The 15,585-nt window shown below is 63.6% G+C and carries 14 protein-coding genes; 7 read left to right on the top strand and 7 right to left on the bottom strand.

What is annotated here, in order from left to right:
* Positions 1-574 precede the first annotated feature (574 nt).
* The 7 genes from rpmH (at position 575) to QYQ98_RS05905 (ending at position 5,376) form a co-directional block, all read left to right on the top strand.
* A complete protein-coding gene (gene rpmH / locus QYQ98_RS05935) occupies positions 575-712 on the top strand; it encodes a 50S ribosomal protein L34 (protein ID WP_076598259.1) in 138 nt (45 codons plus the stop codon).
* 36 nt (positions 713-748) lie between these two features.
* Positions 749-1,111, top strand: coding sequence for a ribonuclease P protein component (gene rnpA / locus QYQ98_RS05930; protein ID WP_302005982.1), 363 nt, complete (start codon positions 749-751; stop codon positions 1,109-1,111).
* A complete protein-coding gene (gene yidD / locus QYQ98_RS05925; RefSeq protein ID WP_302005981.1) occupies positions 1,108-1,383 on the top strand; it encodes a membrane protein insertion efficiency factor YidD in 276 nt (91 codons plus the stop codon). Before rnpA ends, yidD begins: the two co-directional genes overlap by 4 nt.
* Before the next feature lie 20 nt (positions 1,384-1,403).
* Positions 1,404-2,630: a membrane protein insertase YidC gene (yidC, locus tag QYQ98_RS05920; RefSeq protein ID WP_302005980.1), complete on the top strand. Its 1,227-nt coding sequence runs from the start codon at positions 1,404-1,406 to the stop codon at positions 2,628-2,630.
* 5 nt (positions 2,631-2,635) lie between these two features.
* Positions 2,636-3,280, top strand: a complete 645-nt coding sequence (rsmG, locus tag QYQ98_RS05915; protein ID WP_302005979.1) for a 16S rRNA (guanine(527)-N(7))-methyltransferase RsmG — start codon at positions 2,636-2,638, stop codon at positions 3,278-3,280.
* Positions 3,281-3,365: 85 nt separating this feature from the next.
* Positions 3,366-4,313 carry a ParA family protein gene (locus tag QYQ98_RS05910; protein ID WP_302007704.1) on the top strand — a complete coding sequence of 316 codons (948 nt, stop codon included), beginning with the start codon at positions 3,366-3,368 and terminating at the stop codon, positions 4,311-4,313.
* Between the two features lie 4 nt (positions 4,314-4,317).
* Positions 4,318-5,376 (top strand): ParB/RepB/Spo0J family partition protein, encoded by a 1,059-nt coding sequence (locus QYQ98_RS05905; protein WP_302005978.1) that lies wholly within the window; start codon positions 4,318-4,320, stop codon positions 5,374-5,376.
* 50 nt (positions 5,377-5,426) lie between these two features.
* On the opposite strand, the gene QYQ98_RS05900 is transcribed toward QYQ98_RS05905, so the two are convergent.
* The 7 genes from QYQ98_RS05900 to QYQ98_RS05870 all read right to left on the bottom strand — a co-directional run bounded on the left by QYQ98_RS05900 (position 5,427) and on the right by QYQ98_RS05870 (position 15,571).
* Positions 5,427-6,605, bottom strand: a complete 1,179-nt coding sequence (locus QYQ98_RS05900) for an N-acetylmuramoyl-L-alanine amidase (protein WP_302005977.1) — start codon at positions 6,603-6,605, stop codon at positions 5,427-5,429.
* Between the two features lie 94 nt (positions 6,606-6,699).
* Positions 6,700-7,023, bottom strand: a complete 324-nt coding sequence (gene trxA, locus QYQ98_RS05895; RefSeq protein ID WP_302005976.1) for a thioredoxin — start codon at positions 7,021-7,023, stop codon at positions 6,700-6,702.
* Between the two features lie 45 nt (positions 7,024-7,068).
* The gene (gene trxB / locus QYQ98_RS05890; protein ID WP_302007703.1) at positions 7,069-8,034 is read right to left on the bottom strand and encodes a thioredoxin-disulfide reductase; all 966 of its coding nucleotides are present in this window, start codon (positions 8,032-8,034) and stop codon (positions 7,069-7,071) included.
* 128 nt (positions 8,035-8,162) lie between these two features.
* Positions 8,163-8,774, bottom strand: coding sequence for a sigma-70 family RNA polymerase sigma factor (locus QYQ98_RS05885; RefSeq protein ID WP_302005975.1), 612 nt, complete (start codon positions 8,772-8,774; stop codon positions 8,163-8,165).
* Between the two features lie 105 nt (positions 8,775-8,879).
* Positions 8,880-12,092 (bottom strand): murein biosynthesis integral membrane protein MurJ, encoded by a 3,213-nt coding sequence (gene murJ, locus QYQ98_RS05880; protein WP_302005974.1) that lies wholly within the window; start codon positions 12,090-12,092, stop codon positions 8,880-8,882.
* A gap of 129 nt (positions 12,093-12,221) precedes the next feature.
* Positions 12,222-14,717, bottom strand: a complete 2,496-nt coding sequence (locus QYQ98_RS05875; RefSeq protein ID WP_302005973.1) for a hypothetical protein — start codon at positions 14,715-14,717, stop codon at positions 12,222-12,224.
* Positions 14,714-15,571: an NUDIX hydrolase gene (locus tag QYQ98_RS05870; RefSeq protein WP_302005972.1), complete on the bottom strand. Its 858-nt coding sequence runs from the start codon at positions 15,569-15,571 to the stop codon at positions 14,714-14,716. Before QYQ98_RS05870 ends, QYQ98_RS05875 begins: the two co-directional genes overlap by 4 nt.
* Positions 15,572-15,585: the final 14 nt, after the last annotated feature.

Raw genomic sequence — 15,585 nt, 5'->3', positions numbered from 1 at the left:
CTCAAGGTGTGATTGAGGTTTATCCACAGCGACGGTGGAATTTTTCCTGTGAAGTTGTGGTGATAAAGCTTTCTTACCCTGCTCCCCAGCGAACTGTCTAGGCGGCGGATGCTTCGCCGGGGCGCGGACTGCGCGGCATCAGCAAGCACGTTCGACCCCCCGCCGGACCTGTGCAGGCTGCGTCGGCGTGTCGGGGATTGACCTGCGGAAAAACACACTTATGTAATTTCGGGGGTGGACAAATTCTGGGTGAACTACCCCCGCGCGTCGATTTGGCCGGTGCGACGCCGATCACGTATCCTGGCATGGTCTGTCGCACTCTGTGGCCTCCCGGGTTCCCCGAGGAATCCGTGGCGATCACCTGGGTGCGCGTGAGAGCATCATTGGCGCCGAGCACCGGGCCGCCCCGTGCGGGCGAGTCAGCGCGGATGACGCAAGCCGGCAGCGGGACACGCTGTAAGAGCATCTCACTTCAATGTTGTGAACATGGCTGCCTCTTCCCGGGAAGGCGCGCCCGCCGTATGATGCGGCTCGCGCCGCTGGCCGCCGCATAGATTGCAAGGAGTACCCCGCCATGTCTAAGCGGACTTTCCAGCCGAATAACCGTCGTCGTGCACGCAAGCACGGCTTCCGCACTCGCATGAACACCCGCGCTGGCCGCGCTATTGTTTCCGCGCGCCGCCGCAAGGGCCGTTCCAAGCTCACCGCCTAGTTCACCTAGGTCCTCCTAGGTTTTCTCGAGCGCGCTGTGCTGCCCCGAGCCCACAAGCTCACCTCGTCGGCTGAATTCCGCCGAGTGATCTCCAAGGGCGGGCGCGCCGGCACCCGCACCGTTGTGGTGCACTACTACACCCGAACCGACACCGTCATTCACGGCGGTCCCCGGTTCGGGTTAATTGTGTCTAAGCAGGTAGGCAACGCTGTTACCCGCCACCGCGTGTCCCGTCAACTGCGCCATGTGTGCATGGACGTGGCGGAAAACTTGGACCGCGATGTCGATGTGGTGATCCGCGCGTTGCCGGCCAGCGCCAACGCCAGTAGTGCAGAGCTGGCTAAGGATGTGGAGTCTGGGGTGGCCAGGGGGCGTCGTAAAGGGGCGAAGCCCCGATGAGCTCCTACTTCAACACGGACGGCGAGCGCATTCCCGCACCTTCCGGCCCGCTCAGCAGGGTCATGGTGGGGTGCGTGCGGCTTTACCAAAAACATTTCTCACCCCTTAAGATGGGATCGACGTGCCGCTTCGAGCCAACATGCAGTGCATACGCGCTTGAAGCAGTGTCCCGGCACGGAGCGGCCCGCGGCGGCCTTCTCGCTCTTGTGCGGCTAAGCAAGTGCGGGCCATGGCACCCCGGCGGCTACGACCCCGTGATTTTCAACAGCTAGAAACAGGAGTTAGACAACCAGTGCTGAATTTCATCTACTGGCCCATCTCAGCGGTGCTGTGGTTCTGGCACAAGATCTTCGGGTACATCTTCTCGCCGGATTCAGGTGCCGCGTGGCTGCTGGCCATCGTGTTCCTGACGTTCACCATCCGTATCTTCCTGGTCAAGCCAATGGTGAACCAGCTGCGCTCCGGCAGGAAGATGCAGGAACTCCAGCCGAAGATGCAGGAGATCCGCGCCAAGTACGGCAATGACCAGCAGAAACAGGCGATGGAGATGCAGCGCCTGTACAAGGAAGCCAACATGAACCCGTTGGCCAGCTGCATCGTGCCGCTGGTGCAGATGCCGGTGTTCATCGGTCTGCTGCACGTGCTCCGCTCCTTCAACCGCACCGGCACCTCCGGCGGCGGTCTGGGCATGACCGTGGAGGAAAACCGCAACACCGCGAACTACATCTTCTCCCCTGAGGATGTCCAGTCCTTCCTGGATGCCCGTGTCTTCGGTGTGCCGCTATCGTCCTACATGTCCATGCCTGAGGAGCAGTTCGCGGCGTTCTCCCCGGCTGATTTCTCTCGCACTGACATCATCATCGTTGCACTCCCGATGGTCATCGCCTGTGTGCTGTTGACCCACTTTAACGCGCGCATGTCCATGAGCCGCCAGCGCGAGCGCATGGCCAAGCGCAAGGCGGAGCAGGTGGCAGCCGGCAAGAAACCGGAGCAGACTGGCCCGGGCTCGCCGGAAATGATGGAAATGCAGATGAAGACCATGAACGGCATGATGCTGTGGTTCCTCCCGGCAACCCTGCTGTTCACCGGCTTCCTTTGGCACATCGGACTGCTCACCTACATGCTGTCCAACAACGTGTGGACCTTCTTCCAGACCAAGATCGTCTACGCCAAGATGGACAAGGAAGAGGAAGAAGAGGAAGCCGCTCGGCGCGAGGCGAAGCGTGCCTCCGCCCCCGTCGCCGGTGCGCGCACCGTGGACAACCGTTCCAAGAAGCAGCGCCAGCGCGACGCCGCTAAGCAGCGCGCAAACAATCACCACCCAGAGAACCTACCGGAAGAGGCGCCGAAAGACGGCACGACCGTGACCAAGGTCGAGCCAACCGACACCCAGTCCGACGTCGGCCTCAAGCCCAAACCCGGTGCCAAGCCCGATAACCCGAAGAAGGGCAAGAAGAACAAGGGCAAAAACCAAGGCAAGAACCCGAACAACAAGCAGGGCAAGAAGAAGGGGAACTAAGGCACATGCCTGATGCAACACCCGCCCAGTGGGAGGAGGCGCCCGAGGCGGCGGCCCGGATCTTCGGTGACCGGTTTCCCCTCGCGCAGGCCTACCACGATTCCCTGGCCACCACCGCTGCCGAACGCGGCTTCATCGGGCCGAAAGAGGTCTCGCGCTTGTGGAGCCGGCACTTGCTTAATTGCGCCGTGATTGCCGAAGCCTTCGACGAGGGACTCAGCGTCGCCGACATCGGTTCAGGTGCCGGGTTGCCCGGCATCCCGCTCGCCATTGCGCGGCCCGACTTGAGCATCACGCTCATCGAACCATTGCTGAAACGTTCGACGTACCTGGGCGAGATCACCGAGGAGCTCCGCCTGAGCAACGTCACGGTGGTGCGCGGCCGCGCGGAGGAGCAGAAAAAGACGCTTTTCGACGTCACTACCTCCCGCGCCGTCGCCTCCCTGGGCAAACTGGCCTCCTGGTCCCTCCCCCTGGTTCGCCCCGGCGGATCCATGACTGCGATGAAGGGCGCGAGCGTGGCGGAAGAGCTGGAGCGCGACGCCAAGATCATTGCCAAAGCTGGCGGCACCGATGCGGAGATCCTCACCGCCGGCAAGGGCTTGCTGGAACAACCCACCACCCTGATCCGCATTGTGCGGGCTGGGTAACGGATGTCCGGGTGCTCTACTAGTCTGACACTGACTAGTTAGTTCATTTCGTTTCGCTTTTGACTTGACCGTGACGGGAGGCCATGTGGACGACCAGCAGTGGGATGACACCCCGATTGCTGCGGCGGCTCGCCGTGCGGCGCAGATGAGTAACGGGAAGGCGACGGTACCCAAGCCGGAGCAGCCGCGCCTGATCACTGTGGCGAACCAGAAGGGCGGCGTGGGTAAGACCACCACTTCGGTGAACCTGGCTGCTTCGCTGGCTAAATTGGGCCGGAAGGTTCTCGTCGTGGACTTGGACCCGCAGGGCAACGCATCCACCGCGCTTAGCGCGGGGCACCGCGACGGCGAGACGTCCAGTTACGAGCTGCTCATCGGTGCCGCCACTGCGGAAGAAGCCTTGCAGCGCTCCGGTGACAACGACAATCTGTGGTGCATCCCGGCCACCATCGATCTGGCGGGTGCGGAGATCGAGTTGGTCAGCTTGGTTCGCCGCGAATACCGCCTCGCGGACGCACTGCGCGGCGGCTTCTTGGGTGACCACGGCTTCGACTATGTCTTTGTGGACTGCCCGCCGTCGCTGGGTCTACTCACCATCAACGCAATGAATGCCGTTGACGAGGTGCTCATTCCGATCCAGTGCGAGTACTACGCACTCGAGGGTGTTGGCCAGCTGCTGAACAACATCACGATGATCCGCGGCGCTTTGAACCCGAATTTGCACATCTCGGCTGTCCTGCTGACCATGTTCGACGCTCGCACGAAGCTGTCGGAGCAGGTCGCGGAGGAGGTGCGCGGGCAGTTCGGCGATGTGGTGCTGCGCAACATGATTCCGCGTTCGGTGAAGGTCTCCGAGGCGCCCGGCTACGGTCAAACCGTCATCGAGTACGATCCGGGTTCCCGAGGCGCCCTGGCATATTTCGATGCGGCGCGCGAACTGGCTACCCGCGGCGATTACCAGCCGCATGAAACGACTGGGCCGATCGGTGTGAGCCCCGAAATTTTTGCTCAGCTGAGCGAGGAGGACGAGTAGAGCTATGGCAGAGCAACGCAAAGGCGGCCTTGGCCGCGGTCTGGCGGCGCTGATCCCTTCGAACCCGGACCACCACGAAAAAACGGGCCCGCTCGGCGACGGTGCGGCCGATGTCATCATCGGCGGGACCAAGGGTGCGCGCGACACCGAACCGACGAAGAAGAAGGTCAAGGGCGCCCCGACTATCCCGGGTGCGCCGTCCGTGGGCCGGTCGCCGTCCGTTCCGGCGGCAATGGTGACTGGTGCGAAACCCGCCGACTCTTTCGGTGCGACGTACCAAGAGATCCCGATCGGGGACATCTTCCCCAACGCGAAGCAGCCGCGCACCAGCTTCGACGAGGATGAGCTCGCTGAGCTGGTCCACTCTGTCAAGGAATTCGGCCTGCTCCAACCCATCGTGGCCCGCCCGGCGAAGGACGGCTACGAGCTCATCATGGGTGAGCGCCGCTGGCGCGCAGCTTCCAAGGCGGGGCTGAAGCGCATCCCCGCGATCGTGCGCGAGACCTCCGACGAGGACATGCTGCGCGATGCCCTGCTGGAGAATATCCACCGCGTTCAGCTCAACCCGCTCGAAGAGGCGGCGGCGTACCAGCAGCTGTTGGAGGAATTCGGTGTCACCCAGGAGCAGCTCGCCGACCGCTTGGGCCGTTCCCGCCCGGTGATCACCAACTCGATCCGCTTGCTCAACTTGCCTGTCCCGGTTCAGCGCCGCGTCGCCGCCGGGGTGCTCAGCGCCGGCCATGCCCGCGCACTTCTCGGAGTGAGAGTCGGTTCCGAGGCGCAGGAGCAGCTCGCCGACCGCATTGTCGCCGAGGGCCTGTCGGTCCGCGCGACCGAGGAAGCGGTGACCTTGCTCAACCGCCAGGGCGCGCTGCCGGAGAAGCTGAAGCGTGAGCCGACTCCGCAGCCTGAGTTCCTCACCCAGGCAGCCAGCCGCCTCGCCGACGAATGGGACACCAAGGTCTCCGTGACCATGGGCAAGCGCAAGGGCAAGATCGTCGTCGAATTCGGGGACCGCGACGACTTCGAGCGCATCATGTCGCTCATCGAGGGCACGGACTAGTTCACCAAGAACCTCCACCCAGCTCCCGCTGGGCGCTCACTGAGCGACGGTTAACCCTGTTCCTGCCGCAGCAGCTCGGTGAATGAGTAGGTTCCGGTGGGCTGATTGTCCTGCTCGAGCAGGTAGAGCCTCTTGACGGCGACGACGATGGCCTCGGCAATGGCATCGCGCTGGGTCGGATCGGTGACAATGGCCATGTCGTGGGCATTGGTCACATACCCCAGCACGATTTCCACAGACGGCATCTGCGTCATGCGAAGCAGCTCCCACGTGCGGCCGTGGTTGAAGCAGTTCCCCAAATCCGTGCGCGCGACAATTTCGCGCTGAATGAATCCGGAGAGCATCTCGCCCGTCATCGAGGATGCCCCGAGTTCGGAACCGAAGTAGAAGGTGGCGACACCGTTGGCCTTCTCATTCTGGTAGCGGTCCAGCTGCAAGGAAACCAGCAGGTCCGCTTCGAAGCTATTGGCAAGGTCCGCGCGCGCTTTAGCCGACGGGTTGTCGCCGCGGGGACGCGACATGATGGTCTCCATCCCGGCGGCGATCATGCGTGCCTCGATGCGCGAGGCGAGGTCCCACAGGATTTCTTCCTCGGTGATCTGCCCGTATGGCCCCTGGACAGTGACCATTTCTTCGGCGCTGAAATTCGGGTCAATGACCACGCGCTTGCCAGTCAGGTGGGGCCCTGCCATGCGGACCACTTCGCGTTCGCGGATTGCTTGGGTGGAGCCGCCGGTGATGCGGCGGCCCAGCAGACTCAACGCGTGCAGGGTTTCCGGACCGCAGACGCCGTCATCTTGAATGCCGTAATTCAGCTGGTAGTTCGACAGGGCGGCGTGGGTGTCGGGACCGAAGTGCCCATCGATCCGGCCAGAATAGAATCCCAGTTCCTGCAGCTGCTTCTGCAGTTGGCTGACATCATCGCCCACGAGAATCTGATTCGGCTGGTACGACAGCGCGCGTGCGCCCAAGGTATAGGAGGCGTGACGCAGCTCGCGCAACGTGATGCCGTCGATCTCACCGGACGGCAGGATGCCTCGAGCCTGCTGGAATGCTTTCAGCGTGGTGCTCAGTTCCTCGTCGAAGAACATCTCGTCCTGGGAAAACTTGCGCCGGTTCCACTCGCCCACATCGCCCGTGAAGTCGTCGAGCAACCCGAGGCGTGCGAGGGTCGAGCGGACTTCGGCGACGCGCGCGCTGGAGTCGCCCACCCGATACGTACCTAACACAAGTCACCTTCCTGACCACGAGCCTTGAGGATCGGTTTCATCTTACTGCCACTATTACTTCAGGAGCCTAACGGCATACCTGAGCACTGACGGGCTACAGGTGTGGTTGCAGCCGGGAGACGATCTCGGTTTTGGAAACCACGCCGACGAACTCGTCGACTTTCTGGCCGCCGTTGAAGATGAGGACGTTCGGGATGGACATGACCTGGAACATCGCGGCCAGGGTGCGCTCCTGGTCCACGTTCACTTTGGCTACCTTGACTTGGTCGCCGAGTTCGGCTGCCACTTCGTCCAAAATCGGGGAGAGTTTCTTGCACGGTCCGCACCACTGTGCCCAGAAGTCCACGATGACTGGCACGTCGGATTCGACGACCTCCGACTTGAAGGTGTCCTGAGTGATGTCGATGGTGTTAGTCATAGTCGTTTCTGCTCTGTCTTTCCTGCGTTCGCTGGGGCTTCGTCCCTAGAGGCTTTCGAGGTAGTGCTCGGCATCGATGGCGGCGCGGCAACCGGAGCCGGCAGCGGTGATGGCTTGGCGGTAGTAGTTGTCCACGAGGTCGCCGGCGGCGAAGACACCCGGAACAGAGGTCTTTGTGCTGGGCTGTTCCACAGTGACGTAACCTTCCGCGTCCGTGGTCACCTGGCCGTCGAGGAAGCTCGAACGCGGGTCGTGCCCGATGGCGACGAACATCGCTGTGGCATCCAACGTGGACTCCTCCCCCGTCTTCGTGTTCCTGATGCGCAGGCCAGCGACGCTACCGCCGTCTTGAAGAACCTCTTCGACGACCGAATCGGTGAGGAGCTCGATCTTGTCGTTCTCCTTCGCGCGGTCGAGCATGATCTGGGAGGCGCGGAATTCGTCGCGGCGGTGAATGACGGTCACCTTGGAGCCGAAGCGGGTGAGGAATGTGGCTTCCTCCATGGCGGAATCGCCGCCGCCGACAACTGCAATGTGGTGGTCTTTGAAGAAGAAACCGTCGCACGTCGCACAGGTGGACACGCCGCGTCCGGTGAGCTCCTGCTCACCCGGGATGCCCAGGTGGCGCGGTGCGGCGCCGGTGGCCAGGATGACCGAGCGAGCCTGGAATTCCTCGTCGCCGACGAAGACCTTCTTGATCTCGCCCTCGAGTTCCACCCGGTCCACCTGGTCAGCGCGCAGATCGGCACCGAAGCGCTCGGCTTGGGCCCGCATCTCCATCATCAGGTCAGGGCCCATGATGCCGTTCTGGAAGCCGGGGAAATTCTCCACCTCAGTGGTGTTCATCAGTTCGCCGCCGTACTCGTACCCTTCGAAAACAAGCGGTTTCAGGTCCGCGCGCGCGGTGTACAGTGCCGCGGTGTAGCCGGCGGGGCCGGAACCGACGACGATGACGTCGTGCACCGTGGAGCTGCTGTCCTCCGCACCGTTGTGTTCCGCAGCTTCCTTCATCTGTTCGGTCGCAGCGGTTTCCGGCGCGGCGTTGAAACCGCCCAGTGCGTTGGCGGTGGGAAAACTTGGTGCGTTCGGCACATTCGGCACATTGGGCACATTCGGCTCAGTCATGGATGCCAGTGTAGTTAACTGCCCATGGATTCCGTTAGCGCCTTTCTCGCGCGGTTGCGCCGTGATTTCACAGTTCCCGGGCGGACGCCCAGGTGGTTGGCGGCGGAGTTGATGGAGTGGCCCGCGACGTCGATAAGCATTAAAGCCCTGCGTTGCGCGGCCGGAAGTTGACTCATGGCCTGGCGGAGCGCGAGCAAGCGGTCGAGGTTGCCCAGCGGATCGTGCGCGAGGTACCGGTTTGCGTCTTGGTCGACCTTCTCCGAGTCGTCGAGGCTGGCGTGCTGCCTCTTGTTATCTGCGCGTTTCGCGTGGTCGTACCCGGCGTTGAGCACGAGACGGTGGAGCCATGTGGTCAACGCGGATTCGGAGCGAAAGGTGTGCATGTTGCGCGCGGCTTTGAACAGGGCATCTTGGACGATGTCTTGGGCGTCCTGTTCGTTGTGCGCGTAGCGTTTGGCTACCGCCATCATCTGCTTTTTATGCCTGTGGACGAGGATGGCGAATGCCTGGTGGTCCCCCGCGACATAGTCCTTGACCAGTGCTTTATCTGTCTTTTCCCGCTGTTGCTGTTTACGTTGAGCGTTTTGCCGGTAAGTGCGCGCCAACCGGCCGTGACTGTGCGTCATGCGTCCTCGTCCCCCGAACAAGTCCCCGATGAATGGTGCGGTGTCCATTCTGCCCGGCATGGTCGGGTGCCGCCCGCCAGTGGTGCGCACTTCAGTGCGCAGGTGTCACCGCATGCGCGATCCGATGACGGTGACGTCGCGGATGACGGCGGCCTTCGCATCCTTTCCGTTATTTTCTCCGTCCCCCTGGTCCGCAGAGGTGAAGGAGACGACGAGGCCGGTGACGGTTGGGTGATCTTCGATGTCGATGGTCGTGCGCTCGTCCTTCACGGTGCCGGTGGCCAGAATGCGCAGGTGGTTGACGTCCGTGTAGTTCTGGGTCTGTTCGTCTACGGCGTAGACGGTGTAATCCAATCCGCCGGTGGCGGAATCGATGTTGATTTCCTCCGGCACGAACGGGTTGCTGTCCTGGGGAGTGAGCAGAATTTTCTCCCCGGGTGACGCGGAGGCTGTGGTGCTGTCTTGGCCGTCCACCAGTGCGGCGAAGTCCGTGCTCTTGGCCGTGTCGGATGCGTCGCCCCAGGCGTTGGCTGTCAGCGGCGCAATGATGACGGGCAGTTTGCCGTGCGGAGCATTTTCAATGCCTTCCGAGACGTGTTCGGCGCCGTCGCGCGCGGATTCGCTGGTGATCGGCGAATCCGGGCGGTTGCTAAACAAGCCGACCAGGTACATCGTCAGCGCGGCGACGAGCACCACCGCCGTGATTGCCACGGCTACGAGCCCGGCTGTGCCCAATGTGCCCACTCCCTTCGCGCCGAAACCAGCTCGACGCGGCGTGTGTTGGGTGTCCACCGGATCCTGCTCCGGTTCCCGCACGAGCTTGCTCGGTGCGGCTTCACGGGCGATGGCGGAGAGGGACTCTCCAATCCTGCGGTAATCGGTCTGTTCAGAACGGGCGTCGCGGATGACCTCTGCCAAGGCTTCGGTCCCGGCTGCCCCCGCAAGAAGTTCGAGGGCGAAGGCGTACGCGGCATCATCGTTGCCGGTGGCTGCGGTGGGCAACACCGCGGGGAACGCGAGGATCACCGTGCCGTCATCGCTGACACGCATGCGGTTGCGGTTATCCAGTCCGAGCGGTACTCCCTGTTCGTGCGCCTGGGCGATGGAGGTTGTGAGCGGCACCATCGCGGCGGCGACCGCTTGGTCCAGGAGCGGTTCCCCGGCATCGGCGACGGTCTTCAGGTCGGAGCCAGGAACCCACTCCGCCACGACGACACATCCGGTGCGGTACCGGATCGTCTCAATGACTGGTGCAACGGCGGGCAAGTTCAGTTGATGCAGTTGGCTGGTGCGGTGGCAGACACCGGCTGCGTCCAGTGCCGCCTGACGCGGGTTCACAGGCGCGAGCGGGGCTGCGCCGCAGGTGTCCACGAAAGTCAGCGCGACCATCCGTCCGGTGCTTTGCTCCCGGGCCTGCCAGAACTGGGCGGACGAGCTTGCCCCGTAGTCGCGCAGGAGGCGGAAGCGGCCGTCGGACACGGCCGCGCCGGGCACGAGACGCGGGCCGCGGACCACGCCAGCGGACATCGGTGGCGGGACAGGTGACGTGTTGAACGTGTCGGAGACCAAGAACTGGGAGGAGACTTCTTGGGGGTCCACTTCCCCGACAGTGAATTGGTCGGATTCCTTGGTGCGCACGATGCGGCCCAGGCCCGGGATGCGGGCGAGGGCGGCGCCGAGGGTTCGCACCTCCGGCAGGTTGGAAAAGGACAGGGCGATGCCTGTGGCAATGACGAACACCGCGCCGAGGATGAGGATCTCCAGCAGCAGGCCGAAGGAGTCACGTCGGCCAAGTGCGACGGCCAGGCCCGGCATGCCGCCTGGGATGAGGTGGAGCAGGAAGCGCACGAGCAAGGTGGCTGCGATTCCCGCGAGACCGGCGGCAGCGGCCCACACGGAGGTGTGCAGAACCGACCCGGAATTCAGTGAGCCGAGCTTGCGTCGCAGCAGAAAAGCGCCGATGAGCGCACCGGCCACGAAACCGAAGCCGTTCGCAGCACCGAGCAGGACGACCACCTGGTCGGGGCGCGACGCAACCGTGGGCGCCAGCAGCGCCAGCACGACCTTGGTCAGCGTGATGCCGGCGATGATGAAGGTCGGCGTCCATGCTTCCTCGCGTGCATAGAAGACGCGCAGGTGCAGCATGACCAAGGCGTACGGGATGAGGGTGAAAGCGGCGAAGCTGAGCGTCATACCCAGTGTGCGGGCTTCTTGGTTGGTGAAGTTGCCGTAGCCGAACAACGCGTTACCGATGTCGGGCCCCAACGCCGTCATGAAAATGATGATCGGGATGAGCGCGAGGAACGTCAGCTTCGTGCCTAGCGTCAGGTCGCGCACCACCGCTTCGTCATCCCCGTCAGCGGCGTTTCGGGATAGCCGCGGCATGATGGCGGTCAGCAGCGTTACACCCACAATGCCGTAGGGCACCTGCAGCAGCTGCCAGTGTTGCATGTAGATGACGGGGGCGGAGCTGTCCACGCCCGAGGCGATTCTGTTGTTGATGATGTAGCCGGCCTGGGAGATGGCCACGTAGGTGACAATTGCCAGGGCCATTCCGCCGAACTGTTTCAGGCGTTCATCGATGCCCCACAGAGGGCGCAGGTCGATATTCAGCCGCCGTAGTGCCGGCAGCATGATCAGGCACTGCACCGCCACACCGAGCGTGGTTCCCAATCCCAGCAACAGAATGTGCGGGTCGGTCACCCCTGTGTGCTCCGCCGGGTCGAGTTGCCCCGGCAGGACCATGTACAGCAGCATGACGCCGATGGAGACCAGGTTGTTCGCCACCGGCGCCCACGCCCCGGGGCGGAACACTTCCTTGGTGTTCAGAATGGCCATGAACAAGGAGAACAGGCCGTAGAACATGATCTGCGGAAGCAGGAGGTAGGCAAAGGACGTCGCCTGCACCAGGTTGACGTGCCCGCCTTCCTTCAACATCACCTCGGTGAGAAGCGGCGCCCCGACAACGGTGATCACGGTGACGGCCGTCAGCAGAGTGATTGTCAGCGTGAACAACCGCCGGATGAAGGCTTCGCCGCGGTCGGGGTCCTCCTTCTCCGCGCGCACGAGCACGGGCACAACCAATGCCGTGAGCACGGAGCCGAGCACGATCTCTGTGATCATGTTCGGCAGGGTGTTGGCGGTGTTGAATGCGGAAGCGACTGCGCCGCCGAGCGCCGAGGTGATCATCACCGTGCGGATGAACCCGGTGATGCGCGACATCAGTGTGGCCACGGCCATGGAACCGGTGGACCGGACGACAGCTCTGTCGCTCGTTTGTTTTTCGTCCTCCGACGCCGCTACGGGCTGGTCCACCATGACACGCTCACCTTGGTCCCGGAAATAGTCTGCAATTGCACCTCGAACGAATCCCGGACTGCGTGGCTCAAGTTGAATCTGGGTGAAACTGCCCTGAGACCATCCTAGGAATTCTGGGTCAAGGGTATGTTAGTCGGCTTGCCTGGAATCTCTATCCCGTCGGCGTTTCCCCAATTGCGCGGTGACGGCGAGCACGAACAGTCCAGCCAGCAGCGACACCAGAAACAAGTTGCTCATCGACGCCCCCGCCGTTTGCACCCCGATCCTCACCGGCGGAGAGATCGGCTGGTTCTGGGGTGTGGCCAGGTATAGCTGCAGGTCGGTACGCTCTTTGTCCGAGGGCAGGTCCGCTGTCATCTGCAGAGTCAGCGATCCCCGCGCTGGGATCCGGAAATTCGGTGGGGTGTTCAGCAGGGCGCCGTCCGGCCCGCGGTAGAGAATCGTCGCATCCACGGGAAGAGGCAGGCCGTTTTGCGCGACGATGAGCAATGGCGACGATGCAGACGTGCGGGTGTAAACATTGCCCGGGGGGATGAGTGCGATTGAGGAGCGTAATTGCGACAGGGTGTCCCGGTCCCCGTTCAACCGCTCGCGCGTGAGTTTCTCTGCTTCCGCATAACCTTTGTACGCGCGCCGCTGCGTCACGGTCAGCGCTGTCAGCAGATCGCTGCGCAATGGCAGCGTATACCCGTAGCGCGTCAGCGCGATCGTACCGTCGTTAGCTAGCAGAGCAGTGAGGTCGTTGATGAAGCGTGCTTGCTGCGCGGAATTGAGCACCTCGGTGTCGGTGAATTCCGCGGGGTCGGATTCAGGGGCGCCCAGCTTATCGACGTCCCCCTGCTCCCCCTGCCCCGGTGCCCGCACGTAGTCCGCAAGCGCCATCGGCGCGGCAGTGCGGTCAGTCAACGAAGCGGTGACCGCTTCCATGACTGCCCGGGCGGTGGATGGTTCCCATGACGCGGGCGGGTTGACCAAGGTGGGGTCCAGCTCAGGTTGGTTCCCTTCCCTATAGGACGCCACCGATTGCGCTGCGGTGCGCACAGCAGTCGCTGCAGTCAGGTCCCGGGCCGCCTGAGAGTCTAGGGTGAAATCAAAGCGCAGGTTCTCGTCCGAGTATCCCGGGGTCTCCGGCAGCGGCCCGGTGGCGGCGAGGGTAGATGCCAGCGCCTCGTTGAACGTGACCGCATCCACTCCCGGGCTGAGCGAGACTTTTCGGGAATAAGTTCCAACGGTGTTGCCGGCCACCAGCACCCGCACCGTCTCCCCTGGCGCCGGTGCGGTGATCTCCCCCGCAGCCGGCAGCGCCGGGTTGTCCAAGTTGCTGCGCTGCTCCCCCTCGATACGGCCGCCGGGGGCGTCCGCCGTGCGCGCCCGCGCCGCTTGGTCGCGCTCCCACTCCGATTGCATGCCCGTTGCCGGCAGCGTGGATCGGCTCAGGTCGGCCCAGCCCATGCCCGGCGCGGCTTCGGGGATGAGGTACCCCGCGCCGGGCACGACCACGTTGCGCAGTACGGGGGTCTGCAACACACGTTCCAGGGTGAAGGGGCCGCGCTCCAGGGATTCGCGCATGAGCCAGGTGTCGCCGGTGCGCGCCACAGCGTTCAAGTCCGCGTTCGCCCACGGCAATGCCACGGTGCAATTGTCGTTGGCGGCGGCGCGCAGCTTGGTCAGCCATGCTTTGGCGTGATCGGATCCGGTGCCCGGTTCGGAGCCGGCACTGGTGTCGTCGCTGCCCCAGGAGTCTCGTAGGCGTTTCCGGTTCAGCCCGGGCGCTGGCCGGTCCTCATCTACCGTGTATCCCTCACCCATGCGCTCGACGGTGTCCAACAGCGCCGGGTCAACGGCCAAGCAGGTTGCCGCGCGCGCACCGTTGTCCTGCATCGCTTCGGTGTACGTGTCCACCAGAGCGTCGAGCCGCCCCCCGGGGGCGAGCTGATCGGCCAGGTTCTCGGACGAAAGGATCAGTGGCGGCCGGTTCGGTGCTTCTCCGGTTTCCCCTGGCACGATGTCCACCCGTGCGGAGATAGGAAACAGCACGCTCATTCCGGCCGGTGTCAGCGACGGTGCGGGCTCGGTGCCCGTTGTCGTCATATGCCACCGCTCGGTATCCAGTCGCATGCCGTCCTGCGCCAGCACGAGCATCATGGGCAGCGTGGTGGTCGCTGGATGCCTGTCAGTGGCGATTGTGATTGTCACGTCGGTCTCTTCACCCTGCTCTAAGGCGGGTACGTCGACCTCGTCGCCGGCGGGCCTGTATTCGGAAATCGCCGCGACTGTGGCAGCTCGTGCATCGGCCACCGACCCGGATGCCGGGCCCTGCAACGGAGCAATGGTCAGACCGGACGCCTCTGTTTCAGACTCGTTTCGGATGCGCACGGTGACGGAAACGGGGGTGCCGGAGGGGGTTGACGGTGGTGCGTCGATAAGCGAAAGCGTGAGTCCCTGCTTTCCGTCGTCCGGGCGAATGGTCGGGTTGATCCACTCGTGCGCGACTGCAGGGTCGTGCGGGTTGAGCGGAACGGGCTCCACGGCGGTAGTTGCTGGCACTCCTGTGCCCAGTGGTGCGCATGCGAGCGCCGCCGCAGCGAGCACCGCGGCTGCCCGATGTGTGCGCCGGGCCGTCACCGGGGAGTGGTCCTTCCCGCTTCCTTTTCCGCCCGCGCGTAAACCGGCATTTTGTCGAAGGCGGTGCGGGCCAATTTCCGCTCGTCCGCGTACGCCAAATGCTCGATCAGTTCGCTGACCGGCACCCAAGCAACCTCGGTGACCTCCGGGTCCTCGTCGTTCAGAACGCCGTCGACGTAACGCAGCAAGTTGTGGTGAACCGTCTTGTGGATGCGCACCCCGTTGGACACAAACCAGTAATCGATGGTGCCCAGCTCCGCGAACGGTTCGCCGATGATGCCGGTTTCCTCCCAGACCTCGCGGCGTGCGGTGTCCCACTGATGCTCGCCCTGCTCGACGTGGCCTTTGGGCATGGACCACAGCAGGCGGCCGCGGCGATCGAGCCGCCCGATGAGTGCAACGTAAATCTGCGACAGGTCCACGGAACCGTCGGGGGCGACGGCTTCTGCCATGCCGGAGACGACGAGGCCACCTGCACTGGTCTCGTCGCGGGTCTCCATGTTTTGCGAGGTGTGCGCAGCATGCTGCTGCGGCTTCCGGTATTTATTGGTGCCGCCGCCTCGGTTCCTCTGGCCGCCTCGCTGGTTATTCTTCTGGTTGCCGCCCTGGCGACGCTGGTTGTTGTTGCCCCCGCGGTGCTTGCGGCGGTTGCGGTTCTTGTTGTTGTTCTTGGTGCTGCCGCTGTTCCTTCCGTTGCCGCTGGAGTCGCTGGCGTGAGGGTTGCCCGCGTTGGAGCTGCTGGCGGCACTGTTGCTGCCCTTGTTTTGGGCGTGGCTCGACGCGCGCCGGCGGCGTTTGCGCTTGCGCGTAGAGTTCTGCGGCGAATCGGAGTCGCCGGAGGTGTGCGGAGCCATCCCTTGAATCGTAT

It is taken from the genome of Corynebacterium sp. P3-F1 (assembly GCF_030503635.1).
Taxonomy (GTDB): domain Bacteria; phylum Actinomycetota; class Actinomycetes; order Mycobacteriales; family Mycobacteriaceae; genus Corynebacterium.
This window is presented reverse-complemented; position numbering and strand designations above follow the sequence as displayed.

Bases quoted from the DNA above. Each gene is read 5' to 3' on its own strand.
- rpmH (WP_076598259.1), top strand. From the start codon at position 575: ATGTCTAAGCGGACTTTCCAGCCGAATAACCGTCGTCGTGCACGCAAG.
- yidD (WP_302005981.1), top strand. From the start codon at position 1,108: ATGAGCTCCTACTTCAACACGGACGGCGAGCGCATTCCCGCACCTTCC.
- rsmG (WP_302005979.1), top strand. From the start codon at position 2,636: ATGCCTGATGCAACACCCGCCCAGTGGGAGGAGGCGCCCGAGGCGGCG.
- QYQ98_RS05905 (WP_302005978.1), top strand. From the start codon at position 4,318: ATGGCAGAGCAACGCAAAGGCGGCCTTGGCCGCGGTCTGGCGGCGCTG.
- trxA (WP_302005976.1), bottom strand. From the start codon at position 7,023: ATGACTAACACCATCGACATCACTCAGGACACCTTCAAGTCGGAGGTC.
- trxB (WP_302007703.1), bottom strand. From the start codon at position 8,034: ATGAAGGAAGCTGCGGAACACAACGGTGCGGAGGACAGCAGCTCCACG.
- QYQ98_RS05885 (WP_302005975.1), bottom strand. From the start codon at position 8,774: ATGACGCACAGTCACGGCCGGTTGGCGCGCACTTACCGGCAAAACGCT.
- murJ (WP_302005974.1), bottom strand. From the start codon at position 12,092: ATGGTGGACCAGCCCGTAGCGGCGTCGGAGGACGAAAAACAAACGAGC.
- QYQ98_RS05870 (WP_302005972.1), bottom strand. From the start codon at position 15,571: ATGGCTCCGCACACCTCCGGCGACTCCGATTCGCCGCAGAACTCTACG.